The sequence below is a fragment of the Lentilactobacillus kefiri genome, assembly GCF_007989105.1.
GTDB lineage: Bacteria > Bacillota > Bacilli > Lactobacillales > Lactobacillaceae > Lentilactobacillus > Lentilactobacillus kefiri.
The window spans coordinates 35,614-59,774 of record NZ_BJVK01000004.1; the positions used below are offsets into that span (position 1 = coordinate 35,614).

A 24,161-nucleotide genomic window follows, 5' to 3' on the forward strand; every position below is an offset into this window, starting at 1 on the left:
CGTTACGTTTTTGCATTACGAAAGGGGAAAACTATGATATTAAAGCTGCTTGCTTTGTTAATCGGAATCATCTTCTTACTGGTTCTGATTATCAAATTCAAAATTAATACCTTCGTTTCATTGGTATTAACTGCTGTTGTTACTGCGGTCATGCTGCAAATGCCTTTAGGCACGATCGCTGATTCTGTTTCAAATGGTATTGGAAGTCAACTTGGGGAATTATCCATGGTCTTTGGCTTTGGTGCCATGTTAGGGCGACTGGTTTCCGATTCCGGTGGTGCTTATATGATCGCCGAAACGCTTATCAAACGATTTGGTAAACAGCGTCTCCAGATCGCCGTTATGCTTGCTTCATTTATTTTAGGAATTGCATTGTTCTTCGAAGTTGGAATGGTTTTACTTGTTCCAATCGTATTTGCAATCGCCGTTGAAGCCGGTGTGCCAATTCTTTATTTGGGAATTCCAATGGCCGCTGCCTTGTCAGTTACCCACGGATTCCTGCCACCCCATCCAGCACCAGTTGCCATTGCGCAAGTATTGGGTGCCAACGATGGTAAAGTTCTCTTGTTCGGTTTTGTCATTGCAATTATTGCCGCTTATATTGCCGGACCACTGTTCTCAAAGATGGCTAAAAAGTATGCACCAGCTGCCTTCGAACGTAAAGGTAACCTTTCTTCAATTGGTGAAGTTAAACAATTTACACCAGAAGAATCACCATCCTTTGGCCTTTCAGTATTAACCGCCCTCTTCCCAGTTATCTTACTGGCGATTTCAACCATCTATAAGATGACTGTTAACGGTGGGGTTGAACCTAAGAACCCAACCACGATTGATTCAATTGTGGAATTCATCGGTTCACCAAGTATCGCAATGTTAATCTCATTGTTCTTTGCAATGTATACAATGGGCTGGGGTCGTAAACGAAGCACTGCTCAAATTATGGAATCACTTGAAAATGCCGTTAAATCAATTGCCATGCTGCTCTTGGTTATTGGTGGTGGTGGTGCCTTCAAGCAGGTCCTGATTGACGGTGGTGTTGGTAAAGCCGTTGCTCAACTGTTTATTGGTTCACCAATCTCACCATTAATCTTAGGCTGGTTGGTTGCCGTTGTTCTCCGAATCGCTTTGGGTTCCGCAACTGTTTCGTCATTAACTGCCGCAGGAATTGTTGCCCCACTGATGTCACAAGCCGGAGTTGACCCGGCACTAATGGTTCTGGCTATTGGAGCCGGTTCACTTGCCGCATCTCATGTTAACGATGCCGGCTTCTGGATGTTCAGAGAATATTTCGATTTGACTGTTAAACAAACATTACAGACATGGACCGTTCTGGAATCGATCATTTCAGTTGTCGGAATTGTAATGGTAATGGGATTGAATCTGTTGTTCCATTAAAAAGTATGTATGATCTTAAAAAAGGCTGGAGCAAAGTCAAAACTTTGCTCCAGCCTTTTTCGTGTCCTTGGCCGACTTTTTATATCTACCCGTTAATCCTGGGAAACAACGCGATTGAGCATCTTCATTCGAACAGCGACCAAATACACCGCGACGGCTTTGATCGTGTCACCAGGGATAAATAAAAGCCCCGAGCCAAGTGCGCCGACTAACGAAATTGGCGTCACCATCCACAGCCAGACCTCTCCAATGACGTTTACAATCAATACTCCCGGCACCCAAATGCCAATCAGCTGTCCCCATGAGTGGCTCATAAATGGCCGTGACAGGCTATAACTAATCATGAGAGGAGTTATTAGCCAACCCAGCAAATAGCCTGCTGTGGGCCCAATAAAGACTGCTGGGCCTGCTTGACCGCCACTAAGGACCGGGAAACCCAGAAATGCCAATAATAAGAATCCACCAACCGCAATGGTTCCTTTGCGAGATCCCAAAACAATTCCAGCCAGCATAATCCCCAAATTCTGCATCACGATTGGAACGGGAATCACGCCAAGGGGAATTGGCGGAATTATTCCCAAAACGATGATGACCGCCACAATTAGGGACGTTTGAACCAACTCCTTGATCTTCATTGCCACTCACCTTTCAAAAAAAAGCGGTTAACCAGGTTTTACGCCTCAATTAACCGCCAATCCATCATAAATTAACCCTGATAAGAATTACCAGGGAGATAAACTTTTGTCACTTCTCCACTTGAAACTGTCTTCATCTCACCGGTTGCCAGTTTAATGACCAAGGCCCCGTCAGATGTAAAGTGATCAGCCAACCCGGTAATGGTTTGATTGCCCATTACGACTTGAATCTTTTTTCCCAGCGTCTCGGATAATTTCGCGTACTCTGGAAGAAACTGACCACTTGCATAGGTTTGATACATATAGAAGAACTGGTCGATAATCCCAGCCGCAATCCGATTCTTATCAATCGACGTGCGGTTCACAATTGCACCAGCTTTATGGGCAATCTTCGTTGGAAAATCGGCTGAATCAATGTTCAAGCCAATCCCGACAATCACATTTTCGTGCAGACCGTCTTCCAAACTGGAAATTGTCTCAGTTAAAATGCCACCGCATTTCTTGTTATGAACCAAGATATCGTTCACCCATTTAACCCGAAAATTATCGTTGGGGAAGAACTGCTTCAAAGCACGAACGACACTGACCGCTGTCCCAGTAGTGATTAAGCCCGAATGAATTGTTTTGCGATTCTGCAGCGGGATAAGAATGCTCAGGTAAATGCCACCATCGACGGGTGAGTAGAAATGTCTGCCCAACCGGCCGTGGCCTTTGGTTTGAGTATCGGCGACAAATACCTGAGGACCGTCAAAATCGTGACTGCTGCTAAACTGTTTTGCATAATCATTGGTTGAGGAAATACTTTTAAAAGTATGGATGGCCACGGGAATTGTCGTGGTTCGATAATGATTAATCACCGCAACGTCAAAAGATTGGGACTTTTCATAAGCATACCCCAAGCCCTTCTTAGTCGTAATCAAATGACCGCACTGTTCCAGCTTTTGAATATTTTTATAAACGGCCGGTCGGCTAATGGCTAACTTTTTGGCCAGTTCGTTTCCCGACACAAATCGACCGCCTGCATTTAACAGTGCACTTAAAATTTGAGCTTGATGATTTACCATTGTCCATCCCCCACTTCGATTTCCCTTAGATCAGATGCACACCTTTATCGACGTATACCACGTCACCAGTCATCCCGGTTGACAGGTCACTCATCAAGAATGCCGCAACGTTTCCAATCTCAGCAGTTGTCACACTCTTTTGGTCAACTGTCCGTGATTCGGATTCCTTCAGCAATTCACCATGATGCTTAATTCCGGTTACTGCAAGCGTCTTAACGGCCCCTGCAGAAATTGCGTTGACCCGGATACCATCGCTGCCCAAGTCTGAGGCCAAGTAACGAACGTTGGCTTCCAAGGCTGCTTTAGCAACGCCCATCATATTGTAATTAGGGATTGCCCGAGTTGAACCAAAGTAGGTCAACGTTAAAATGCTGGCCGGATCGTTCAAAACAGGTTGGGCATAACGGGCAACAGCAATCAGTGAATAAGCACTGATGTTTTGAGCCAAATCGTAGCCGTCTTTGGTTGTATGAACCAAACCAGAAGTCAGGGTTTCTTTGTCGGCATAGGCAATTGCGTGGATAACCCCGTCAATTTTGCCGTACTTGGTACCAATTTGTTCAAACGCGGTTTTCACGTTTGCATCGTCTGAAACATCACATTCAACAAGATCCAAATCATCCGGAACAAAGCGTTCCAAACTCTTTTTAATCCGGTCATTTTGATAAGTCAAAATGACTTTGGCACCTTGATCCAAGATTGCTTGGGTACATCCCCATGCAATACTCCGTCTGTTTGCAACCCCCATGATGACGATTGTCTTTCCATCTAAAAAGCCACTCATATTTGAGCCTCCAAATCTTTTCTTCAACTAAAAATTCCGATAACGTTGGTTCCTGCGTTCAACCAGTTCGTCAATTGGTAATTTGGCCAGTGTTGAAAATTCCTGGTCAAGGAAGTCCCGCAATGAACTCAAATCGTCTCCCGGCTTGTACTCATGAATAATTTTATCAATAATGCCATCTTTCAATAATGCTTCGGGAGTTAATTTAAGTTCTTCAGCAGCTTCCTGAACTTTTGAGGAATCTTTCCACATGATGCTGGCGTATCCTTCAGGCGAAAGGACCGAATAAATACTGTCTTCAAACATGAAGACCCGGTCGCCGCATGATAATGCCAAAGCACCACCGCTGCCGCCTTCACCAACAATAATGGTAACGTAGGGAACCCGTAATTGCATCCCCTGAATAATATTTTGGGCAACCGCCGAACCCTGACCGTGATACTCGGATTCAACATCTGGCCAAGCCCCTGGCGTATTAACCAACGCTAATATTGGCCGGTGAAATTTTTCTGCCTGCTTCATCAAGCGTAACGCTTTTCGATAACCTTCAGGCGTTGGGCTGCCAAAGTGGCGGGCAATATTTTCATCTGTATCGGTCCCCTTTTGAATGCCGACAACCGTAATTGGCTTGTCGTTTAACAACCCGATACCGCCAATAATTGCCTGATCATCAGCTTCCAACCGATCACCGTGCTGCTCAAAGAACTCACTGGTTAAACCGTGAATCAGTTGGGCAGTCGTAATCTTGTCCGGTCTTCTGGCAGCTTTAACCCGCTCATATGCTGTTTTATTTGCCATAGACATTCTCCTTTGTGTGGAGGGAAATCAGCCGTGTCAAAGTCTGGTTCATTTCCTTGCGCGGAACAATTGCATCAATAAAGCCATGCTTCATGACCGTTTCCGCACTTTGAAAGTCCTTGGGTGGCTTTTGCATAATCGTCTGTTCAATCACTCGGCGACCGGCAAATCCAACCAATGCGTGAGGTTCAGCCAAGATCACATCCCCCTGCATGGCAAAACTGGCAGTTACCCCACCGGTCGTTGGATCGCAAAGAACCACAACGTAAAACAAACCGGCACGACTATGTTCTTCAACGGCTCCGGAAACTTTCGCCATCTGCATCAGGGAATGAATCCCTTCCTGCATGCGAGCACCACCGGAGGCCGTAAACATCACAACTGGCAGCTTTTTACGAGTCGCTTCTTCAAACAACCTGGTAATTTTTTCACCGGTTGCACTTCCAAGGCTGCCCATTACGAAGAACGGATCCATGATCCCAACACCAACTTGTTGTTGGCCCAACGTGCCAATTCCAGTCAGGACACTTTCATTAATGCCGGTGACCTTTTTCGCTTTCTTTACTTTGGCAACGTACTTTTCATCGGTATATTGCTTAGGCACGGTCATTTGGGCATCAATTTCTTTGAACGAGTCAAAGGTAATCTTTGCCCGCCGTTTGGCTGTAATCCGAAAACCATAGCCACAATTGGGACAAGTTTTACTGCTGCCTGCTCTCAATGAAAAAAAGGTTGAGTGACAAATCGGACATTCCCGCAATACATGATCGGGAATGGCGTCCATCCGCTTAACCAGTTCTTCATGACTAGGCATATTAAACCGACTCCGTAACATGGAATCCCTCCTTGTCACTCAACACTTCATTTTGAATATAACTGGTTGAATAAGTTCCCTGGTGGAATTTATCCGTGTTAATTAAATAATCCAAGAAATCTTGATTGGTCAGGATTCCTTCAATTTCCAGTTCCCCTAAGATTCGGTTCATCTTTGCGATAACCGTGTCACGGTCATTCAAATGAACAATGATTTTGGCAATCATTGAATCATAAAATGGCGAGATAAAGCTTCCCGAAGTAACGCCGGAGTCAATCCGAACGCCCAGCGAACCTGCCGGGAAGAATAAATGATTAATTTGACCAGGTTGAGGGGCAAAGTTGTGAGCAGGATCTTCGGCGTTTAACCGACACTCCAAGGCATGTCCCTTAACGGCAGCATCCGCTTGAGTAAATGGTAATTGTTCACCCGCAGCAACTGCGAGTTGTCCCTTAACCAATTCAATTCCGGTCACTTCTTCAGTAATCGTATGTTCCACCTGAAGCCGGGTATTCATTTCCATGAAATAAAAGTGATGGTCATGATCCATCAAAAATTCATACGTCCCCGTGTTGGTATACCCAAGCTTCAGGGTTGCATTGGCGACAATTTTTCCAAGTTGTTTTCGTTCTTCCGGACTAATCAACACGCAGGGACTTTCTTCAATCACCTTTTGATGATTTCTCTGAAGCGAACAATCACGTTCCGGTAAATAAACAACGTGACCGAAATTATCAGCAATCACCTGCATCTCAACGTGTTTGGCATCACGAATCAACTTTTCAACGTAAATATCTTGATCGTCGTAGGAAATCCGGGCTTCCTGCTGAGTCTGCTCAAATGCTGAACGAAGGTCTTCAGGTCGGTCGACCTCGCGGATCCCTTTACCGCCACCACCGGCAGCAGACTTCAGTAAAACCGGAAAGCCGATTTTTTCGGCAACCTTTTCGGCTTGAGCGACCGTATTGACAACTCCTTCGCTTCCGGGAATAACCGGCACACCAGCCTTTTTCATTGCTTCACGAGCATTTGCCTTGTCACCCATCAATGAAATCAACTGATGACTTGGCCCAATAAAGGTAATGTGGCAGGTTTCGCAAAGCTCCGCAAACTCGGCGTTTTCCGATAAGAACCCGTATCCTGGATGAATGGCTTCGCAGCCCGTCAAATTCGCTGCACTAATGATCTGGGTCATGTTCAAATAAGACTCACTGGGCTGCGGACCGCCGATACAAATCGCCTCATCGGCTAAATGAACGAACAAGCTGTCTTTGTCGGCACTCGAATAGACTGCGACTGCAGTAATTCCCATATCATGAAGGGCCCGAATAATCTGGACAGCAATTTCACCACGATTAGCCACTAACACTTTTTTAAACATCCGCTCACCTCTATTACTCAACTGCAAAAATTAGATCTGCTTCACAAATTTGTTGGCCGTCACGGGTAATGGTGCCATGACCAAGGCCAATATTGTGTTTTAACTTCTTCAACTCAACTTCAAATACCAATTTGTCGCCAGGTCGGAAATCGTCTTGAAAGACCGCATTCTTAATACCGCCAAAAAAGGCGTTCTTGCCCTTATATTCAGGCATTGAAAGAATCGCCGCCACACCGGTTTGCGCCATTGATTCGATCATAATCGGCCGTGGAACAACCAAATTCCCCGCTTTTTTATTATCGAAGAACCATTCATTGATTGAAATCAGCTTAACCGCCGAAGCACTTTCGCCGGGCTTAACATCAATAAATCGATCAATCATTTGAAATGGGTATCGCTGTGGTATCACATCTTGAACTTCTGGTTTCATCTGATTACCCCTTCGTTACTTGGAAAATTGGTTGATCATATTCCACCATGCTGCCGTCTTCAACCAGAATGTTGGAAATCGTTCCGGTGACGTCACTTTTGACTTCGTTGATCATCTTCATCGCTTCAATCACACAGACCACGTCGCCTTTTTCAACGTGATCACCCTGCTTCTTGAAAGCCGGCTTATCAGGGCTTGGCGCGAAGTAAACAACACCGACCAGTGGTGCTTTGATTTCAGCAGCGTTTTGATCAACTGCCGGTTCAGATTGTGGAGCTGCCTTAGTTTCAACGCTTTGTCCATGGCCTGAACTATCAGCGTTGACAGAACCAGCTGCCGCGGAATCTTCTACGACAACATGTTCATCATCACGTTTGCTGAATTTTAATTTAAAATCGTCTTGTGCCAACTCAAAATTTTTAAGTGACGAGCGATCAAATTTATCTAATAAACGTTCAATTTCTTTTTCGTCCATGACCTAATCACACCCTTTAAATGCAATCACAGCGTTATGGCCTCCAAAACCAAAGGAGTTGCTGATAGCGTAGTTGACCTCAGCTTTTTTATTGCTTTCGTTAACCAAATCAACATCACATTCTTCGTCCTGGTTAACCACACCAACGTTGACCGGCATCTGGTTATGCTGAATAGCACCAATTGTTGCAACGGCCTCAATGGCTCCTGCAGCTCCTAATGCGTGTCCAGTCATTCCTTTAGTGCTGCTGACCTTGACGTGATCGTTATTGGCAAACACTTCACTAATGGCCTTGGCTTCGGCACTGTCGTTGGCATGGGTGCTGGTTCCGTGGGCGTTAATGTAGTCCACTTGGCTTTCGTCAATGCCGGCTTCTTTAACTGCCTGTTGCATAGCGCGCTTGGCACCCTTGCCTTCAGGATCCGGAGCGGTCATATGATAAGCGTCACTGGTGGTTCCATAGCCGACAATTTCAGCCAGGATCTTGGCACCACGGGCTTTTGCATGGTCATAATCTTCAAGAACCAAAGTTCCTGAACCTTCACCCATGACAAAGCCATTTCGATCTTTATCAAATGGAATTGAAGCTTTCTTAGGATCGGTTGCTTTTGACAAAGCAGTCAAAGCAGCGAAACCGGCAATGCCAATTTCGTTAACCGAGGCTTCTGTACCACCGGCAATCATGACTTGCGCCTTGCCCTGTTTGATATATTCAAAGGCATTTCCAATCGCATTTGTTCCTGATGAACAAGCAGTAACGATTGCCTGACTGGTATTCTTTGCATTAAAGGCAATTGAGATATTTCCCGCAGCCATGTTAATGATTGAATCCGGCACAAACAGTGGTGACACCCGTTTTGGACTCTTGTCATGCATTTTAATAACCTGTTGTTCAATGGTCGTCAAACCACCAATTCCAGATCCATAAATGACACCAAGTTCTTCGGGATCAACGCCACCATCGGCTAATCCTGCCATCTCCATGGCTTCTTTTGCAGTATACAAAGCGTATGTACAAAAGAGGTCGTTTCGTTTGGCAAACTTCTTTTCAACCCGCTTTAGGGGATCAAAGTCTTTAACTTCACCGGCAACGGTAATGCCAGTGGGTTCTGCATCAAATTTAGTGATTGGGGCAATGCCCACCTTTGACGCAAATAAATTTTTAAGAAAGCTGTCAACATCGTTGCCGATTGGAGTAACGGCTCCCATTCCTGTAATAACTACTCTGCTCATTAAATTACTCCTTCAACAATCTAGATTGTCAATCCGCCGTCAACCGTAATTACTTGACCGGTAATGTATTGGTTATGAACCAGAAATGCCACAGCATCGGCAATTTCGTCCGGTTCTGCAAATCGTTTCAACGGAATCTGATCCGTAAATTCGTTTTGACGGCGTTCACTCATTTTTTCTGTCATGTCAGTTTTGACCATGCCGGGAGCGACCGCGTTGGAACGGATTCCACGCAATGCCCCTTCTCTGGCAGCAGTCTTTGTTAAGCCAACCAAGCCGGCTTTACTTGATGAGTAATTGGCTTGGCCGAGATTTCCATGAAGGCCTGAAATGCTTGAAATATTTACAATTGCGCCCTGACGAGCCTTTTGCATAAATTTCATCGTAAATTTGGTCATGTTAAACGCACCAACCAAATTGGTATCCAATACCGCTTTAAAGTCGGCTGTCTTCATTCGGCTCAACAGCTTATCTTTGGTAATTCCTGCATTGTTGACCAACACATCAATTTGACCATGTTTTTCAACAACGGCATTAACCATCTGTTCGGCATTGGCCTCATCGGCAACGTCGCCAACTAAAACGTCGAAATCATAACCAGCATCCGTCAAAGCCTTGGTTTGTTCATCACTTAATTCATGATGGGCATTAATGACAACGGTCATTCCGTCGTCAGCAAGCCGTTTAGCGATTGACAAGCCAATTCCTTTGGCAGCACCGGTAATAAATGCGACTTTGTTTGTTTCAGTCATTATTTCACCAACTTTTTATTTGATCGAACTTGATTCAGGGTCTCAACACTATCGACATGAAATTTATCGGCATTGCAGAGAATCGTTTTGGCAAACTTCATCAGCGTGTCACCAGGGCCGATTTCAATCAAGACATCGGCGTTTAGGTTCAACAACTCTTTCAAACATTGGTTGAAATGAGTTGGATTAACCAGCTGAGCAACCAAAGTCCGCTTGACGTTAAGACGGGTAAACGGCTTAACGATCGTGTTGCTGAAAATCGGAAAGTCGGTTTCCTGAAATGACACATTTTCCAGTCGTTCTTTCAACAGGTCGCTGGCTTCCTGCATAAATGGGGTATGAGAAGCAACCGTCATTTTCAGCGGAACAACCCGTTTAATCCCATGTTCATGCAGATATTCCGTAGCAGCTTTCAAGCCTGCTTCGGATCCACCGACAACCGTTTGTGTGTCCGTGTTGTAATTGGCTGCGTATACCGGTCCCTGTTTGGAACCGACTTTACATGCTTCATCCACCACGTTTTTAGTGGCTTTCAACACGGCGGCCATTTTACCTGGATGATGCTGACCGGCCAGGTCCATGTAATGGTTTCGATCACGGACCAACGGCAGACCATCCTCAAAGCTCAAGCCGTTAGCCGCAATAATGCCGCTATATTCACCCAAGCTCAATCCGGTGCCGCCAACCGGCTTACCCAAATCATGTTCAAGAATCCGATAAATTCCTGTACTCAGGGTGACAATTGAAACTTGAGTATTTGCGGGATCATCAAAAATATTCGAATCACTCATGTCTTGCCCAAGTATCTGAGACGCTTCTTCAATTGTTTGACGGTAAATTGGCTCCTGCTGGTAGAGGTCGTGCCCCATGCCGGCAAACTGCTTGCCCTGACCGCTAAATAAATATCCTAGTTTCAATCTCTCACCCCACTTTACTTGCTTTGTTGTTTCAATACGTAATCAACTAATTCTCCAACAGTCTCCATACCTTCGTCGGTGTCAATTTCAATATCGTAAGTGTCTTCAATCTTGTCAACAACTTCAAAAATGTCCAAGCTGTCCAAATCAAGATCGTTTTTAAAGTTAGTGTCTTCTTTAACCTTGTCTGCATCTACATCTAATTGGTCCACGATAATATCTTTTACCTTGTTGAATACTTCTTCTTTAGTCATTTTAATTTCCTCCAAATTTTTATGTTTCCAGTTTTATTTTTAGTACTTAATAATCATTGTTCCAACAGTTAATCCGCCACCAAATCCGGATAGGGCAACAACATCCCCCCTTTTGATGATTTGCTTCTCAACCAACTCGGCAAACAAAATCGGTTCACTGGCTGCAGAAGTATTGCCGTATTCGTTAATGTTAAGTGGAAACTTTGTCATTGGTGCGCCCAAAGTTTCGGCAATCTTTTCAATAATCCGTTCATTGGCCTGATGCAAAACAAAATGATCGATATCGTCGACAGACATTTTTGCTTTTGCCAATGCCCGGTTGATAGATGCCGGGACATTCTTGACGGCAAACCCATAAACCCGATGACCATTCATTTTGAAGAATGGCGAATACTGCGTATCATCAGCAGCAAACGGTGACTTGACACCCACTTGACCGGCAGTCAGATACTTACCCAGATTGCCAAGCGTAGTCAGGTCTTCGGAAATAAACGTTCCGGGTTCCTGCTCATTTGAAATCAACATTCCCGCGGCGCCATCGCCAAACAGCACAGCAGTTGAACGGTCATGCCAGTCAACCAGCTTACTTAACGTTTCAGCCCCAATCACAATTGCATGCATGTTGTGATCGGCCATCAGCATTTGTCTGGCAACTTTTAATGCGTACACAAATCCTGAACAGGCGGCATCAATGTCAAACCCAATCGCGTTGGTCGCACCGATATTTCCCTGAACAATTGCACCCACTGAAGGGGTTAAATAGTCGGGAGACATCGTGGCCACGACAATCAAATCAATGTCGGTGGGCTTTAAGCCGCTTTTTTCAAGCAGCTCTTCAGCAACCTTTGTGGCCAATGAACTGGTTGTTTCATCAACGGCCACATGGCGCTGCTTGATTCCGGTCCGTTGGGTAATCCACTCATCTGAGGTATCCATCATCGTTGAAAGTTCATCGTTATCAACTACCCGATCCGGAACCGAACTGGCGGTGCTGATTATTTTGAAATCTTCAAACTTCATTTTGCCGATACCTCGTCAATAAATTCTTCCAAGTTAACCATCGCCTGTTTAATCAAATGAATTTCGTCATTATCAAAACCTTTGAGGAAGCGTTGAACCAGCAATTTATGAAAGGCGTCATGGGCACGGTATAACAGACGTCCCTTACTGGTCAGCCCCAAATTAATAATCCGATGGTCTTCCTGATTGGCAATCCGCATCACATATCCCTTACGTTCCAAAGTATTCAAATTGGCGGTTAACGTCCCTTTGCTTAATTTCAGAATGTGGGCAACCTGTGAGGTTGTTTTCCGGTCATGCAGGCCAATGGTATGAACTAGGTGAACTTCCTTCGCAGTAATGTCCTTAAAACGGCTTCGACGAATTTCACTCTCTTCAATCCGCATGATACTGTCATAAACGTTGATCAGCGACTCGTTGATAAAGTCATAGTCTTTTTTAATTTCATTACTTTGCGAATTCATTTTTAGCTCTCCTAGAATAATAATTAAATCTTCTTCTTTGGATCAGGAACGATAAATGTTAATTCAGCCGAGCAGGCAACCTTTTCGTCAACCTTGGCTTCACATTTAACTTTTCCCATGTTCTCACGTTGCTTTTCCATTGTGACGTGGAGCTTTAAGACATCCCCGGGACGAACGACCTTCCTGAACTTGGCATTATCAATCGCACCAAGATACGCGGTCTTTCCCTTGTACTTTTCAGTTTTCAAAATCAAGATTGAAGCTGCCTGAGCCAAAGATTCAATAATCAAAACACCGGGCATAACAGGATTTCCAGGGAAATGGCCTTGGAAAAACTCCTCGTTAATTGTGACGTTCTTTGTAACAACAATTGACTCACCAGGATTTAATTCATCAACCTTATCCATAAACAAAATTGGATACCGGTTGGGGATCAAATCCATAATTTCAGATGCATCTAATACACTCATTGATTTCTTCCTTTCACTTACAGGGTGGTAAATCATGATTGAAATTAGTTCGACTATCAAACTATTAGCCTAGAACAAATTTCTAAAAATCACACTTACCCATGTTCTTTTCGGAACACACAACATGATAACCTAATTTAGTTCGAATATCAAACTAAATATTGATACTACCTGTTGCTTAGTTGGATTCTACTCATTATCAACATGTGAGTCAAGAGAGCTCATTTAATAAAACTAGGTATGGTTGGAACGCTGAACAGGCCAATTGATTCGTTTAAAAGAACCCCAAAAAAGCTGTCGGCAAACATTGACCGACAGCTTTCTTCTCAATTAAAATCTATTCAATTGTTTCATAAATCAAAGTTGGCTTTTCAGCATGGTCGGAAATTTCAATATTGTTATATAGAAGTTTCTTAATGTCGTCAACATTGTCACGGTTGCTGTAAATGGTTAACAACGACTCGCCCAACTTCACTTCGTCACCAATCTTTTTATGAAGCATAATGCCGACTGAGTAATCTAATTGATCATCCGCTTTTTGTCGGCCGCCGCCTAACAGCATGCTGGCAACCCCAACTTCGTCAGCAACAATCTTTGAAACAACTCCGGCTGATTTGGCAGGCAATTCAATCCGGTATTTGGCTTGTGGAAGAACCTTTTCAGGATCGTCGACAACCGTGGGATCACCACCCTGATCCGCAATCATTGCTCTAAAGCGATCCAATGCCTGGCCATTATGAATGACATCTTCACACAACTTTTGGCCTTCTTCGGTTGACTGAGCTTTTCCGCCCATAACAGCCATATAGCCGCCAATATCAACAATCAATTTTTCAAGATCTGCCGGACCGTTACCTTTCAGCAAATCAATTGATTCTTGAATTTCAAGTGAGTTGCCAATGGCGTCACCCAAAGGCTGATTCATGTCGGTAATCATTGCCATGCACTGCATGCCGACGCCTTTGCCGATTCCTACCAGCGCTTTGGCTAAAGCCCGTGACTCGTCAAGGGTCTTCATAAATGCACCGGCACCCGTTTTCACATCAATCACGAGTGCATCAGCTCCTGAAGCAATCTTCTTACTCATGATGGAACTGGCGATTAGCGGAATCGAATCAACTGTATCGGTCACATCTCTGAGGGCATAGATTTTCTTATCGGCAGGCGCAATATTCCCCGTTGCACCAATGATTGCCAATTGATCTTTTTTCACCTGATCGATAAAGTCTTTTTCACTAATTTCAACTTGATAGCCTGGAATTGCTTCCAACTTGTCCAGTGTCCCACCAGTATGACCTAAGCCACGGCCGGAAATCATCGGTACCGGAATTCCCAGTGCGGCAACGACGGCTGCCAAAGGAATACTGGTTTTATCACCTACCCCACCAGTTGAATGTTTATCAACCTTAACACCGGGAATGTCGCTCAAGTCCAGATGGTCACCGGACTTCATCATGGCCATGGTTAACTTCGCCTGTTCCTCACTTGTCATCCCTTGAAAAAAGATTGCCATCAATAACGCACTGATTTGGTAATCAGGGATTTCTCCGGAAACAACGCCGTCAACGAAAAATTGAATCTGCTCATCTGTTAATTGATTGCCTGCTCGTTTAGCATGAATCACATCGACCATTCTCATTTTGAGTCCCCCTTTAATCGCTTTTGTAAAAATGTTTTCAAATATTTATTTAGAAAAGCTCAATCCTTCATCAATAAAAGGTGTTGGATTGAGCTTTGTTGTTAATAATCAAGTAAAAGTTGCGCCAGACTTTGATCCAAAATCGCACAGTTGGTGTAGTGGGCTGTCAATGCAGCGTGAACTGCAGCCACTTTCCGGTTTCCGGTTGCCACCAAAATTGCATGTTTCTTTTTCTTAAGTTCGTCCAACTCAATACCAATCGTTCGATCATCAATCTCTTTTGAAACAATTTTTCCCTCGGCGTCAACAAACCGCGAAAAGATATCGCCAATTGCCAACTGCTGAATTTCAGCTTTCTCTTGTTCATTAAAGTAGCCCAGTTGGAAAATCAAGGCCTTTGATCTCACGGTTCCCACCGTGAACAACGCAACGTTGGCTTGGCGGCCAAGGTCAAGAATATGCTTGATGTGTCGATCACTCTCGACCATATCCTTCGTGACTTTATTATCAAAAATGACTGGGAGTGGCAAGTATTCCGGATGTGTCCGATAGGCCAGCGCCAACTCGTTCACACTTTCATACGCCCAGGTCTTCTCCTGGGAGTGGCTCATGCTTCCCTTAAGCTGAACCACCTGCACGCCGGAAACATCCTGTTCTTCCAATTGTTTGGTGACTGAATGGATGGTTGCTCCCCAGCCGATTCCGATAATATCCCCGGGCTGAACGGTTGCTGCCAGAAAATCGGCTGTATAACGGCCAACCCCATTTAAAATGGTGGTTGCCCCACCGTAATTATTCGGCACAACGTGGAATTCAACCCCATACTTATCACCAAGCTGCTGTGACAAAACTTGAGAATCGACCAATGGATTAACAATCTGAATTTTTACCAAACCGTTATCTTTTGCGTATTGAAGGAGACGCGATACCGTCGGCCGGGAGACCCCGAGCTTTTTGGCAATTTCGATTTGACTTAAATTATCTTGAAAATAGGCTTCGGCCACCCGCAAGCTTTGCTTGAGTTTTGTGACGTCCTTGATTTCATCCATGTGATCGCTCCAATTACTCTTTTATTTCATATTGTTAATAGCTGTTTCCAATGACAATCTTGCCATTTCATCAAACGACGTTTCACGCTCTTTGGCTGAGAGGGCCTCACCATTTAATAAATGATCGCTCACGGTGAGAATTGTCAATGCTCGAACGTGATACTTGGCTGCCAGCAGGTAAAGTCCGGAAGTTTCCATTTCGGTTGCCAACACACCGTAATCAATCAGTTTGTGAATGTCCAGCTCGTCATTGTAGAATCGGTCAGCGGCAAAGATGTTGCCGACTTTTGTATTAATCCCCATCTTTTCAGCGGTGTGGTAAGCCGAATCCAGCAATCCAAAATCTGCAATTGGTGAATAATAGATGCCAGGGCCAAAAGTGTTTTGAATGATGGACGAATCGGTTGTTCCTGACTGGCCGAGAATAACATCCCGAATTTTAACATCCGGGCTCATGCCACCACATGAACCAACTCGATAGATGGTTTTTACCCCATATTCTTTGATCAGTTCCGTGGTGTAAATTGCCAACGATGGGATTCCCATTCCTGACCCTTGAACCGAAAGTCGTTTGCCTTTATAGGTTCCGGTGTAGCCAAACATGTTACGGACTTCGCTATAACGAACCGGATTATCCAAATAGGTTTCCGCAATAAATTTTGCTCTTAGTGGGTCACCAGGCATTAAAACAGTGTCAGCAATTTCACCAGGTTTTGCGCCAATGTGTGTACTCATATGATTGCCTCCGTTTATTTCAGATCGGCCAGAAAGCTTGTGCCGACTCCATTTCCTTTAACGTCAAAGTTATCAAGGACCGTTGCTCCAAAATCAGCAAAAGTCTTGCGGACCCCCAGGCTGTCACCCGTCTTCATCGATGGTGAGTAAGCCAGAATTGGGACCATTTCTCTGGTGTGGTCGGTTCCCTTAAAGCCGGGATCATTTCCATGGTCGGCAGTGATCAACAATAAGTCGTCATCCTTAAGGTTCTTTAAAACCGTGCCCAGTCGTTTGTCGAAGTCCATCAAGGCCTCACCGAAGCCAATTGGATTTCGACGGTGACCATACATTGCATCGAAGTCGACCAGATTGGTAAAGCAAAATCCGGTGAAGTCTTCTGCCATCACATGATCAACGTGATCCATGCCATCCATATTACTTTCGTTATGGTAGCCTTTGTCGATCCCATGGCCGGAGAAAATATCATTAATCTTGCCAATACCCACGGTATGAACGCCGGCTTTCTGCAGGTAATCCAAGTCAGTCAGACCAGTTGGTTCCAAAGTAAAATCATGCCGGTTGGCAGTTCGAGTAAAGTGATCTTTATCCGGGCCAACGTAAGGGCGGGCAATAATCCGACCAACGGTGTATTCCGGGCCATTAACCAAAGTTCTGGCATACTCACAAATCTTATACAATTCCTTGAGTGGAATCACATCTTCATGAGCAGCGATTTGGAGAACCGAGTCACCTGAAGTATAGACGATCAGGTCGCCGGTCTTCATTTGTTGTTCACCTAATTCAGCAATAATCTTGGTGCCGGATTCAGGACGATTACCAATGATTTTACGTCCCGAAAATTCTTCAAGCTTTTTGAGAATATCTTCAGGAAATCCGTTTGGAAATGTATTCAGCGGTTTTTGAACCGGCAGCCCCATCATTTCCCAGTGGCCATCCATACTGTCTTTGCCGGCTGAAGTTTCCTGCATTTTGCCATAGTAGCCAATCGGAGCGTCAACCTTGTCGACACCCTCGATCGGTGTTTGGCGCAAGTTGGAAATGCCTAATTTCTGCAGATTTGGAATGTTTAATTTTCCTTTATAAGCCTCGCCAACATGTCCCAGAGTATCTGAGCCAACATCGTCAAACTTGGCTGCGTCCGGTGCTTCCCCAGTACCGACCGAGTCCATTACAATTCCAAAGATTCGTTTGTATTTTTCAACTGTCATCGAAATACCTCCCCTAAGACTGGTAACCTAAGATAAAATCTTGGTCGTTGCGCTGACTCCCAATCGACTTGCACCGGCACCAATCATTGCCAGAGCTTCTTCACGGGAATGAATGCCACCGGATGCTTTAACACCCAGCTTGGAACCAACTGTCTTTCTCATTAATTCAACGTTATGAAGAGTTGCTCCCTCGGAACTGAACCCGGTTGATGTCTTCACATAATCGGCACCTGCATTTTCTGAAGCATGACATGCTTTAACAATTTGATCATCATTCAGGAATGAAGTTTCGAAAATTACTTTTAACATTTTGTTCTTGGCATGAACAGCTTCTGCCACTGCTTGAATGTCGGCAGTTACATAATCAAGATTGTCACCAATTAACTCACCAACGTTTAAAACCATGTCGATTTCTTCCGCGCCATCATCAATTGCGGTAATGGCTTCATAAACTTTCGTCTCAGTGTTGGTGGCTCCTAATGGGAAGCCGACAACAGTAATCGGTTTAACCGTCGTGTCCTTCAGAAGCTCTGCAGCTAGAGGAATCCAGTGTGAGTTAATGCAGACAGAAGCAGTATTGTACTTGATCGCTTCTTCACAGGTCTGACGAATGCTGGCCTCAGTTGCGTCTGGCTTTAAGTTTGTGTGGTCTAAATATTTCGCTAATTGAGCGGTCGTTAGTTGTTTTGTCATGGTAATGTAACCCCTTTCATTTCTTTATAGGGATAGTTTACAGGAAAGCAGAACATATGTAAAGAGGTTTGATGAAATTTTGTTCTATCCTGTGAAATAGTGATCGTTGTATATAAAAGGAACCCCCGATGCCAGTGACATCGGGGGATAAACAAGAATCAATTTGATATTTTATTTGGTCCGAAGATCAATTTTTCACTTTAAATCTTCGATTGTATTGATATTCTTCATATAGGTTGGGACGGCAAGACCAACCTTGGCGCCATGGAGATTGACACCTAAATCATCAAACTTGCCCTTATAGTCTTTGTAGTAAAGTCCTTGGGTTGTTGGCAACCAAGCGCTGACCATTCCGTCAGCGGCACTTGTGGCAATTGAAGCCCACAATGGCTGAACTTCCATTGCTTGGATCTCAACTTTATAACACAGAGAACGGAGCACATTCGCAACAACGTTGGTCGAAGCGATTTCTGAATCCCAGGCAACATATGTTAACTTGATCGATTGTCCGTGAACATGTTTGATGCCTTTAGTCCAAGTACCAACCTGCTTTGGGTTTGCCTTAATCCACTCTTTGGCAGCCTTATGCGGATCTTCACCATTGTTGACTTTAAGCATCACATCAGCCATTTGTTTGGGCTTCCAGTTGAAGCGGTTCAACATTTCGTAAGCCTCGGGCTTATCTTGTTTCAGGCCTTTTCGAACGATGGTGTGAATATCCTCTACTTTACCATAAACGTTCTTTGGATCCTTCAAGAACTTCAAGTTGTACTTCGTGAACATCCAGTGCGGTGTCCACCCGGTAACAACAATCGGTTGGTGATTTTTAATTGCTTTGCCCAGGGTACTGGTCATAGCAGCGGTAGAGCTGGTTTGCAACTGCCATTTATCGTCGTTCAGTCCATAAGCTTTCATGGCTTTTTGGGTACTGGACATGATCCCGGCGCCCGCTTCAATCCCAGTAATCGTGTAGTTAATCTGTTTGCCAAGGCTCTCATTGGGATTGTACTTGGCCGGCTTACTGCCACAGCCTGACAGGAGAATTATCGAGAAGAACAACGCAACTGTTAAGAGAAATTTATTGTTGATTTTTCGCATAATAACCCCTTTCTATGACTTAGGGACTTTGGTTCGGTTAATCGCTTGGGTAATCCGGTCAAGAATGATGGCAAGGATAACAATTGCCAAACCAGCGGCGAATCCACCACCAGCATCATTTCGACCAACCGCAAAGTAGACCTTGTTTCCAAGACCCATTGCACCAATCATTGAGGCAATAACCACCATCGAAAGTGACAGCATCATGCTTTGATTGACGCCGGCCATCAACGTTGATTTAGCCAGTGGCAGCTGAACTTTAAACAGCTTTTACCACCCGGTTGAACCATATGAATCCGCAGCCTCTATCAAATCATTGGGTACTTGACGAATCCCCAAGTTGGTCATTCGAACTGTCGGTGGCATTGCGAAAATCACAGAGGCAATGACCCCTGGGACCATTCCGATACCAAAGAATGCAACGGCTGGAATTAAATAAGCAAAGGCTGGCATTGTCTGCATGAAATCCAAAATCGGCTTATTAATCACCGCAAATACCCTTGATTTAGCCATCCAAATACCAAGTGGTACACCAATCACTAACGCAATCAGGCTGGATGTGAGAACCAACGTCAAGGTTTGGGTCATGTCACGCCAAAATCCCTGGTTCCAAATGTACAACAGACCAATCGCTTCAAAGATCAATAAAGTCCAGTGCTTGGTGTTTCGATTTAACCAGTACGTGGCACCCAGAACAAGTAACATGAACAGCCAGATTGGCAGGACATCAAAGACCCATTGAAAACCACTGATAATGCCACCAATGAAGTTGGTCACACCATTGAAGAAGCCTTCGAATCCGGCCAGCCAGTCAACAAACTTATCAATCCAGGATGAAACTGGTAATTGAGGAATGTTATTCATCTTCTGTCACCTCATTTCCTGAAATGGCACCCAACACAGCACCACGGATGATGATTCCCAATAAATGATGGTTCTCGTCAACCACCGCAAAGGGAATCGGGGTCTGAGAGATTGTTTCCATGATTTGCGTAATCGGAGTATCCGGTGATGTGGTTGGCACATCAGTTTGGACAACCGACATCAAATCAGGATTTTTCTGTTTAATGAGTCCCATCACGTGGTCGGCGTCAGCAACCCCCACAAACTCACGCTTGCTATTCACAACGTAAACAGAAGAAATTTCATTTTCACGCATTCTACGCATGGCAATTCTTGGACCATCTTTATCAATGTTGACAAAGGTGGGTCGAATCATAACGTTAGCCGCGGTTAAGACCTTGGTCCGGTCAACATCCTCGATGAATTTTTCAACATACGCATCGGCAGGTTGAGTCAGGATCTCTTCAGGGGTTCCTGTCTGAACAATCTCACCGTCTTTCATGATCATAATTCGATCACCAATACGCAAAGCTTCATTTAAATCGTGAGAAATAAAAACGATGGTCTTATGAAGATTTTCCTGTAAATCCAGTAATTCATCCTGCATATCTTTTCGGTTCAACGGATCAAGGGCGGAAAAGGCCTCATCCATCAACAGGATTTGCGAATCGTTGGCTAATGCTCTGGCCAAGCCAACCCGCTGCTGCATCCCACCGGATAACTGGGTTGGATATTGATCGTCATAGCCATGAAGGCCAACAAGTTCCAACGCATCGTGGGCCTTCTTCAGACGCTCATCTTTATCAACGCCCTTAACTTCCAATCCATAAGCCGTATTTTCAATGATTGTCCGGTTAGGAAACAGTGCAAAGTTTTGAAAGACCATGCTCATCTTATTGCGACGAACATTCAGCAATTCTTTTTTGCTCAAATCTGTTAAATTTTCACCATCAATCAACACTTTACCTGAAGTAGGTTCAATTAAACGGTTGATCATTCGAATCATCGTCGACTTACCACTTCCTGATAACCCCATGATTACGAAGATTTCACCATCATTGACCTCAAAGTTGGCATCGTTAACACCAACCGTTGCACCGACTGATTTTAAGATTTCAGCCTTTGACTTACCCTGCTTTAATAATTCTTGAGCCCGTGAAATTCGCCGGCCAAAAATTTTGGTAAGATGTTGCACTTGTAATTTTGCTGTCATGTGCCCCTCCTTATCAATACTCGTAATAAATAAAAATCAACCACTCACGGCCACAAGATGTGCGGCTGCAAGTAATTGAACGACATATAAAACCTTAACAAATATTAAGAGTACTTTCAAATGATTAGCACAACAGCAAGGATCTACAATTTAAGAGGTGTAACCGATTTGATCCTTGATATGATAAAGAACTAAGCCGTTTGGCGATGGCTCACGCTGATTAGTTGCCAGGGTTGCTACTTTTACTTTCACAATGGGATTTCCAGCACGTTTTATAAAATAATTCAACTTTTTTGATTTGAGGCACAAAAAAACGCCAAAATTCAAGGAATTTTGACGTTCGTCGGTTACTTTTGACGTTCCAAAACGGTAATTGATTCAACGTGCACAGTTTGCGGGAATTGATCGACCGGCTGAATTGGTTGATTAACCTCATAGCCTTGGTCAGAGAACAATTTGACATCTCGTACCAACGTTGCGGGGTTGCATGAAACGTAAACCACGCGCTTAGGCTGCATCTTAACCACACTGTCAATCAAGCTGGCGTCAAGGCCCTTACGTGGTGGATCAACAGAAATGACATCAGGCTTTAAGCCATCTTCCTGCCATTTAGCCATCTGATCCTCAGCCTTTGCGGCAACAAAATGAACATTGGTTAAATCATTCAGCTTAGCGTTCTTTTTAGCATCTTCAACAGCTTCGGGAACAATTTCAACCCCATAAACCTGTTTGGCAATGCGAGCCATTGAAAGAGAAATCGTTCCAATCCCACAATAAGCATCGATCACAACGTCGTCAGCTGATAAATCAGCCTTCTTAGTTGCCAAATCATAGAGCTTCTCAGTCTGAACGGGATTGACCTGATAAAACGAGCTTGCAGAAATATTAAACTTCAAGCCTAACAGGGTATCTTCAATGGTACTCTTTCCGGCCAACACCTTGTTCTTCTTGCCCATCAGAGCATTTGTCTTTTGCGGATTAACGTTTTGAACAATACTCTTTACTTCCGGCAACGACTTCGTAATCTCGGCGATAATTTCACCACTGCTTGGTAATTTTTCAGTCCGGGTAATTAAAACAATCATCATCTCGTGAGAATAATGGCCACGACGCACCATGATGTTTCGAACAACACCCTTGTTAGATTCTTCATCATATGGTTGAACTCGGAATTTACGAAGGATATCACGAACAACGACAATTGCTTCATCAATCTTAGGATCTTGAATATAGAAGTCCTCAATTGGTACCAAATCATGAGAATGTTTGCGGTAAAATCCTGTTTGGAGCTTGCCGTTAATCATTCTCACTGGAATTTGAGCCTTGTTACGGTAATGAGTTGGATCATCCATCCCGATTGTCGGATCCACTTTAACATCCAACTTCATTTTACTGAAGTCAACTTCAATTTGATGTTGCTTAAACTTCAGCTGAGCATCGTATTTCAAATGCTGCAGAGGGGCAATTCCAGTTTGAGTATAGGCTTTATCCACCAACTCAACCCGGTCCTTGCTCTTCTTGTTGATTTTGACAACTCGGCCAAAAGCAAAGTTCTTCTTAACCTTGATGACCTTCATTGTCACATTTTCAGTGGGAAGGGCATTCTCAATAAAGATTGGGAAATCATCAATCTTGGCAACTCCCAAGCCTTGATAGGTCAAATCGCTAATATCAACGTCATAATTCTGGTTTTTTTCTACTGGTACTGATTTTTTCATTTATTCACCTTTTTAATCTTAGAAACAAAAATTGCGAAACGAAAACTTTCGTAACGCAATTATAACATCTTATTAAACTATTCTTTATCTGGTAGTTTGTCAACGCCTTTGACGAAGTTCTTTTCGACTCTCTTCATCTCGTTGGTTTCATCCGAGTAAGCGTCATCTGGGATTTCATCCGTGTTGGCAAAGAATTCAATGTGCTGCTTAAGATCAACGAAGGTCATCGGTGCGTCACCGCCATATTCACCATCCAAATTGATCTGCATGCGATCATTGACTGGTTTAGCTGTGACCTTGCGAACCTTTTTATAAATAATTCTGGGATCATCCACATGGCGACCGCCATTAAGGACTTTCGAAGCCAGATGAAGGATTTCTACCAAGTTACTGGTTTTAACAATAATCAAGGTGAACTTTCCATCATCCAAAGAGGCATCCGGCACAATTTGTTCGAAACCACCAACTGAATTGGTCAGCGCCAAGAAGAACATTGATGCTTTACCTTTAAATTCTTCATCGTCGTATTTCAAATCCATCTCAATTGGCTTAATTCGGGGCAATAGTTCTGCTCCACGAACCAGGTAGGCCAAATAGCCAAAGAAGGTCTTTAAGTCCGAAGGAACATCATAGGTTAACTCGGTTAACAAGCCACCGGCAGCAATGTTGATAAAGTAATTGTCACCTGCGCGGCCGATATCCATTCGAATCGTTTGATCTTTTAAGACAACCTTGGCAGCCTCTACCGGATCTTCTCTTGGAATATGCAATGCACGAGCATAATCATTGGTGGTTCCGGCAGGAATAATCGCCATCTTGGGGCGTTTCTTTAATGGTGCAATCCCATTAACGACCTCATTAATCGTTCCATCCCCGCCTGCGGCAACTACCAATTCAAATCCATCTTCAGCAGCTCGACGCGCTTCGTTTTTGGCAGAGTCTTTGGCAGGAGTTGTTGCATAAGCGCTGGTTTCATAACCAGCCTGCTCAAAAATATTTAAAATATCGACTAACTTTTGCTTGAGAAGCTCTCTTCCCGAAGTGGGGTTATAAATAACCCGGGCCCGTTTTCGCAT

25 protein-coding genes and 1 pseudogene are annotated in these 24,161 nt (G+C 44.1%); 1 reads left to right on the forward strand and 25 read right to left on the reverse strand.

Annotated elements, in window-relative coordinates; all coding sequences use genetic code 11:
- Window positions 1-33: 33 nt before the first annotated feature.
- Window positions 34-1,395 carry a gluconate:H+ symporter gene (locus LKE01_RS02485; RefSeq protein ID WP_056983188.1) on the forward strand — a complete coding sequence of 454 codons (1,362 nt, stop codon included), beginning with the start codon at window positions 34-36 and terminating at the stop codon, window positions 1,393-1,395.
- Window positions 1,396-1,487: 92 nt separating this feature from the next.
- Here LKE01_RS02485 and LKE01_RS02490 read toward each other — a convergent pair whose 3' ends face one another.
- From LKE01_RS02490 to LKE01_RS02610, 25 genes and pseudogenes are all read right to left on the reverse strand, one after another.
- Complete coding sequence (locus LKE01_RS02490) at window positions 1,488-2,030, reverse strand: biotin transporter BioY (protein ID WP_054769006.1); 543 nt, start codon at window positions 2,028-2,030, stop codon at window positions 1,488-1,490.
- 71 nt (window positions 2,031-2,101) lie between these two features.
- Window positions 2,102-3,094, reverse strand: a complete 993-nt coding sequence (locus LKE01_RS02495; protein ID WP_056983190.1) for a biotin--[acetyl-CoA-carboxylase] ligase — start codon at window positions 3,092-3,094, stop codon at window positions 2,102-2,104.
- A 25-nt stretch (window positions 3,095-3,119) separates the two neighbouring features.
- A complete protein-coding gene (gene fabI / locus LKE01_RS02500; RefSeq protein ID WP_054769007.1) occupies window positions 3,120-3,878 on the reverse strand; it encodes an enoyl-ACP reductase FabI in 759 nt (252 codons plus the stop codon).
- 27 nt (window positions 3,879-3,905) lie between these two features.
- Entirely contained in the window at window positions 3,906-4,676 is a 771-nt protein-coding gene (accA, locus tag LKE01_RS02505) for a carboxyltransferase subunit alpha (RefSeq protein WP_056983192.1), read from the reverse strand.
- Window positions 4,666-5,511, reverse strand: coding sequence for an acetyl-CoA carboxylase carboxyltransferase subunit beta (locus LKE01_RS02510; RefSeq protein WP_056983194.1), 846 nt, complete (start codon window positions 5,509-5,511; stop codon window positions 4,666-4,668). Before LKE01_RS02510 ends, accA begins: the two co-directional genes overlap by 11 nt.
- A complete protein-coding gene (accC, locus tag LKE01_RS02515) occupies window positions 5,492-6,871 on the reverse strand; it encodes an acetyl-CoA carboxylase biotin carboxylase subunit (RefSeq protein WP_056983196.1) in 1,380 nt (459 codons plus the stop codon). Before accC ends, LKE01_RS02510 begins: the two co-directional genes overlap by 20 nt.
- Window positions 6,872-6,884: 13 nt before the next feature.
- A complete protein-coding gene (locus LKE01_RS02520) occupies window positions 6,885-7,301 on the reverse strand; it encodes a 3-hydroxyacyl-ACP dehydratase FabZ family protein (protein WP_056983198.1) in 417 nt (138 codons plus the stop codon).
- A gap of 4 nt (window positions 7,302-7,305) precedes the next feature.
- On the reverse strand, window positions 7,306-7,776 hold the full coding sequence (accB, locus tag LKE01_RS02525; RefSeq protein WP_054769008.1) for an acetyl-CoA carboxylase biotin carboxyl carrier protein: 471 nt from the start codon (window positions 7,774-7,776) through the stop codon (window positions 7,306-7,308).
- Between the two features lie 3 nt (window positions 7,777-7,779).
- Window positions 7,780-9,009, reverse strand: coding sequence for a beta-ketoacyl-ACP synthase II (fabF, locus tag LKE01_RS02530; RefSeq protein WP_056983200.1), 1,230 nt, complete (start codon window positions 9,007-9,009; stop codon window positions 7,780-7,782).
- 20 nt (window positions 9,010-9,029) lie between these two features.
- Window positions 9,030-9,761, reverse strand: a complete 732-nt coding sequence (gene fabG, locus LKE01_RS02535; RefSeq protein ID WP_056983202.1) for a 3-oxoacyl-[acyl-carrier-protein] reductase — start codon at window positions 9,759-9,761, stop codon at window positions 9,030-9,032.
- On the reverse strand, window positions 9,761-10,678 hold the full coding sequence (locus tag LKE01_RS02540; protein ID WP_056983203.1) for an ACP S-malonyltransferase: 918 nt from the start codon (window positions 10,676-10,678) through the stop codon (window positions 9,761-9,763). Before LKE01_RS02540 ends, fabG begins: the two co-directional genes overlap by 1 nt.
- A gap of 14 nt (window positions 10,679-10,692) precedes the next feature.
- A complete protein-coding gene (locus LKE01_RS02545) occupies window positions 10,693-10,932 on the reverse strand; it encodes an acyl carrier protein (protein WP_054769009.1) in 240 nt (79 codons plus the stop codon).
- 39 nt (window positions 10,933-10,971) lie between these two features.
- Window positions 10,972-11,952, reverse strand: coding sequence for a beta-ketoacyl-ACP synthase III (locus tag LKE01_RS02550; RefSeq protein ID WP_056983205.1), 981 nt, complete (start codon window positions 11,950-11,952; stop codon window positions 10,972-10,974).
- Complete coding sequence (locus tag LKE01_RS02555) at window positions 11,949-12,416, reverse strand: MarR family winged helix-turn-helix transcriptional regulator (RefSeq protein WP_054769010.1); 468 nt, start codon at window positions 12,414-12,416, stop codon at window positions 11,949-11,951. The genes LKE01_RS02550 and LKE01_RS02555 overlap by 4 nt, the downstream gene beginning before the upstream one ends.
- A 23-nt stretch (window positions 12,417-12,439) precedes the next feature.
- Window positions 12,440-12,886, reverse strand: a complete 447-nt coding sequence (fabZ, locus tag LKE01_RS02560) for a 3-hydroxyacyl-ACP dehydratase FabZ (RefSeq protein ID WP_054769011.1) — start codon at window positions 12,884-12,886, stop codon at window positions 12,440-12,442.
- A 337-nt stretch (window positions 12,887-13,223) separates the two neighbouring features.
- The gene (locus tag LKE01_RS02565) at window positions 13,224-14,525 is read right to left on the reverse strand and encodes a pyrimidine-nucleoside phosphorylase (RefSeq protein WP_054769012.1); all 1,302 of its coding nucleotides are present in this window, start codon (window positions 14,523-14,525) and stop codon (window positions 13,224-13,226) included.
- Window positions 14,526-14,626: 101 nt separating this feature from the next.
- On the reverse strand, window positions 14,627-15,574 hold the full coding sequence (locus LKE01_RS02570) for a sugar-binding transcriptional regulator (protein WP_054769013.1): 948 nt from the start codon (window positions 15,572-15,574) through the stop codon (window positions 14,627-14,629).
- Between the two features lie 21 nt (window positions 15,575-15,595).
- Complete coding sequence (gene deoD, locus LKE01_RS02575) at window positions 15,596-16,309, reverse strand: purine-nucleoside phosphorylase (protein ID WP_056983207.1); 714 nt, start codon at window positions 16,307-16,309, stop codon at window positions 15,596-15,598.
- A gap of 14 nt (window positions 16,310-16,323) precedes the next feature.
- A complete protein-coding gene (locus LKE01_RS02580) occupies window positions 16,324-17,520 on the reverse strand; it encodes a phosphopentomutase (RefSeq protein ID WP_054769014.1) in 1,197 nt (398 codons plus the stop codon).
- Between the two features lie 27 nt (window positions 17,521-17,547).
- Entirely contained in the window at window positions 17,548-18,213 is a 666-nt protein-coding gene (deoC, locus tag LKE01_RS02585; protein WP_054769015.1) for a deoxyribose-phosphate aldolase, read from the reverse strand.
- A 195-nt stretch (window positions 18,214-18,408) separates the two neighbouring features.
- Complete coding sequence (locus tag LKE01_RS02590) at window positions 18,409-19,311, reverse strand: glycine betaine ABC transporter substrate-binding protein (protein WP_056983209.1); 903 nt, start codon at window positions 19,309-19,311, stop codon at window positions 18,409-18,411.
- 12 nt (window positions 19,312-19,323) lie between these two features.
- Window positions 19,324-20,175 (reverse strand): annotated as a pseudogene (locus LKE01_RS02595) (ABC transporter permease).
- Window positions 20,168-21,367, reverse strand: coding sequence for a quaternary amine ABC transporter ATP-binding protein (locus tag LKE01_RS02600; RefSeq protein WP_056983212.1), 1,200 nt, complete (start codon window positions 21,365-21,367; stop codon window positions 20,168-20,170). Before LKE01_RS02600 ends, LKE01_RS02595 begins: the two are co-directional and overlap by 8 nt.
- A gap of 347 nt (window positions 21,368-21,714) precedes the next feature.
- Complete coding sequence (gene rlmD, locus LKE01_RS02605) at window positions 21,715-23,085, reverse strand: 23S rRNA (uracil(1939)-C(5))-methyltransferase RlmD (protein ID WP_056983213.1); 1,371 nt, start codon at window positions 23,083-23,085, stop codon at window positions 21,715-21,717.
- Between the two features lie 77 nt (window positions 23,086-23,162).
- Complete coding sequence (locus LKE01_RS02610; protein ID WP_054769017.1) at window positions 23,163-24,161, reverse strand: diacylglycerol kinase; 999 nt, start codon at window positions 24,159-24,161, stop codon at window positions 23,163-23,165.

Bases quoted from the DNA above. Each gene is read 5' to 3' on its own strand.
- LKE01_RS02485 (WP_056983188.1), top strand. From the start codon at position 34: ATGATATTAAAGCTGCTTGCTTTGTTAATCGGAATCATCTTCTTACTG.
- LKE01_RS02490 (WP_054769006.1), bottom strand. From the start codon at position 2,030: ATGAAGATCAAGGAGTTGGTTCAAACGTCCCTAATTGTGGCGGTCATC.
- LKE01_RS02495 (WP_056983190.1), bottom strand. From the start codon at position 3,094: ATGGTAAATCATCAAGCTCAAATTTTAAGTGCACTGTTAAATGCAGGC.
- fabI (WP_054769007.1), bottom strand. From the start codon at position 3,878: ATGAGTGGCTTTTTAGATGGAAAGACAATCGTCATCATGGGGGTTGCA.
- accA (WP_056983192.1), bottom strand. From the start codon at position 4,676: ATGGCAAATAAAACAGCATATGAGCGGGTTAAAGCTGCCAGAAGACCG.
- LKE01_RS02510 (WP_056983194.1), bottom strand. From the start codon at position 5,511: ATGTTACGGAGTCGGTTTAATATGCCTAGTCATGAAGAACTGGTTAAG.
- accC (WP_056983196.1), bottom strand. From the start codon at position 6,871: ATGTTTAAAAAAGTGTTAGTGGCTAATCGTGGTGAAATTGCTGTCCAG.
- LKE01_RS02520 (WP_056983198.1), bottom strand. From the start codon at position 7,301: ATGAAACCAGAAGTTCAAGATGTGATACCACAGCGATACCCATTTCAA.
- accB (WP_054769008.1), bottom strand. From the start codon at position 7,776: ATGGACGAAAAAGAAATTGAACGTTTATTAGATAAATTTGATCGCTCG.
- fabF (WP_056983200.1), bottom strand. From the start codon at position 9,009: ATGAGCAGAGTAGTTATTACAGGAATGGGAGCCGTTACTCCAATCGGC.
- fabG (WP_056983202.1), bottom strand. From the start codon at position 9,761: ATGACTGAAACAAACAAAGTCGCATTTATTACCGGTGCTGCCAAAGGA.
- LKE01_RS02545 (WP_054769009.1), bottom strand. From the start codon at position 10,932: ATGACTAAAGAAGAAGTATTCAACAAGGTAAAAGATATTATCGTGGAC.
- LKE01_RS02550 (WP_056983205.1), bottom strand. From the start codon at position 11,952: ATGAAGTTTGAAGATTTCAAAATAATCAGCACCGCCAGTTCGGTTCCG.
- LKE01_RS02555 (WP_054769010.1), bottom strand. From the start codon at position 12,416: ATGAATTCGCAAAGTAATGAAATTAAAAAAGACTATGACTTTATCAAC.
- fabZ (WP_054769011.1), bottom strand. From the start codon at position 12,886: ATGAGTGTATTAGATGCATCTGAAATTATGGATTTGATCCCCAACCGG.
- LKE01_RS02565 (WP_054769012.1), bottom strand. From the start codon at position 14,525: ATGAGAATGGTCGATGTGATTCATGCTAAACGAGCAGGCAATCAATTA.
- LKE01_RS02570 (WP_054769013.1), bottom strand. From the start codon at position 15,574: ATGGATGAAATCAAGGACGTCACAAAACTCAAGCAAAGCTTGCGGGTG.
- deoD (WP_056983207.1), bottom strand. From the start codon at position 16,309: ATGAGTACACACATTGGCGCAAAACCTGGTGAAATTGCTGACACTGTT.
- LKE01_RS02580 (WP_054769014.1), bottom strand. From the start codon at position 17,520: ATGACAGTTGAAAAATACAAACGAATCTTTGGAATTGTAATGGACTCG.
- deoC (WP_054769015.1), bottom strand. From the start codon at position 18,213: ATGACAAAACAACTAACGACCGCTCAATTAGCGAAATATTTAGACCAC.
- LKE01_RS02590 (WP_056983209.1), bottom strand. From the start codon at position 19,311: ATGCGAAAAATCAACAATAAATTTCTCTTAACAGTTGCGTTGTTCTTC.
- LKE01_RS02600 (WP_056983212.1), bottom strand. From the start codon at position 21,367: ATGACAGCAAAATTACAAGTGCAACATCTTACCAAAATTTTTGGCCGG.
- rlmD (WP_056983213.1), bottom strand. From the start codon at position 23,085: ATGAAAAAATCAGTACCAGTAGAAAAAAACCAGAATTATGACGTTGAT.
- LKE01_RS02610 (WP_054769017.1), bottom strand. From the start codon at position 24,161: ATGCGAAAACGGGCCCGGGTTATTTATAACCCCACTTCGGGAAGAGAG.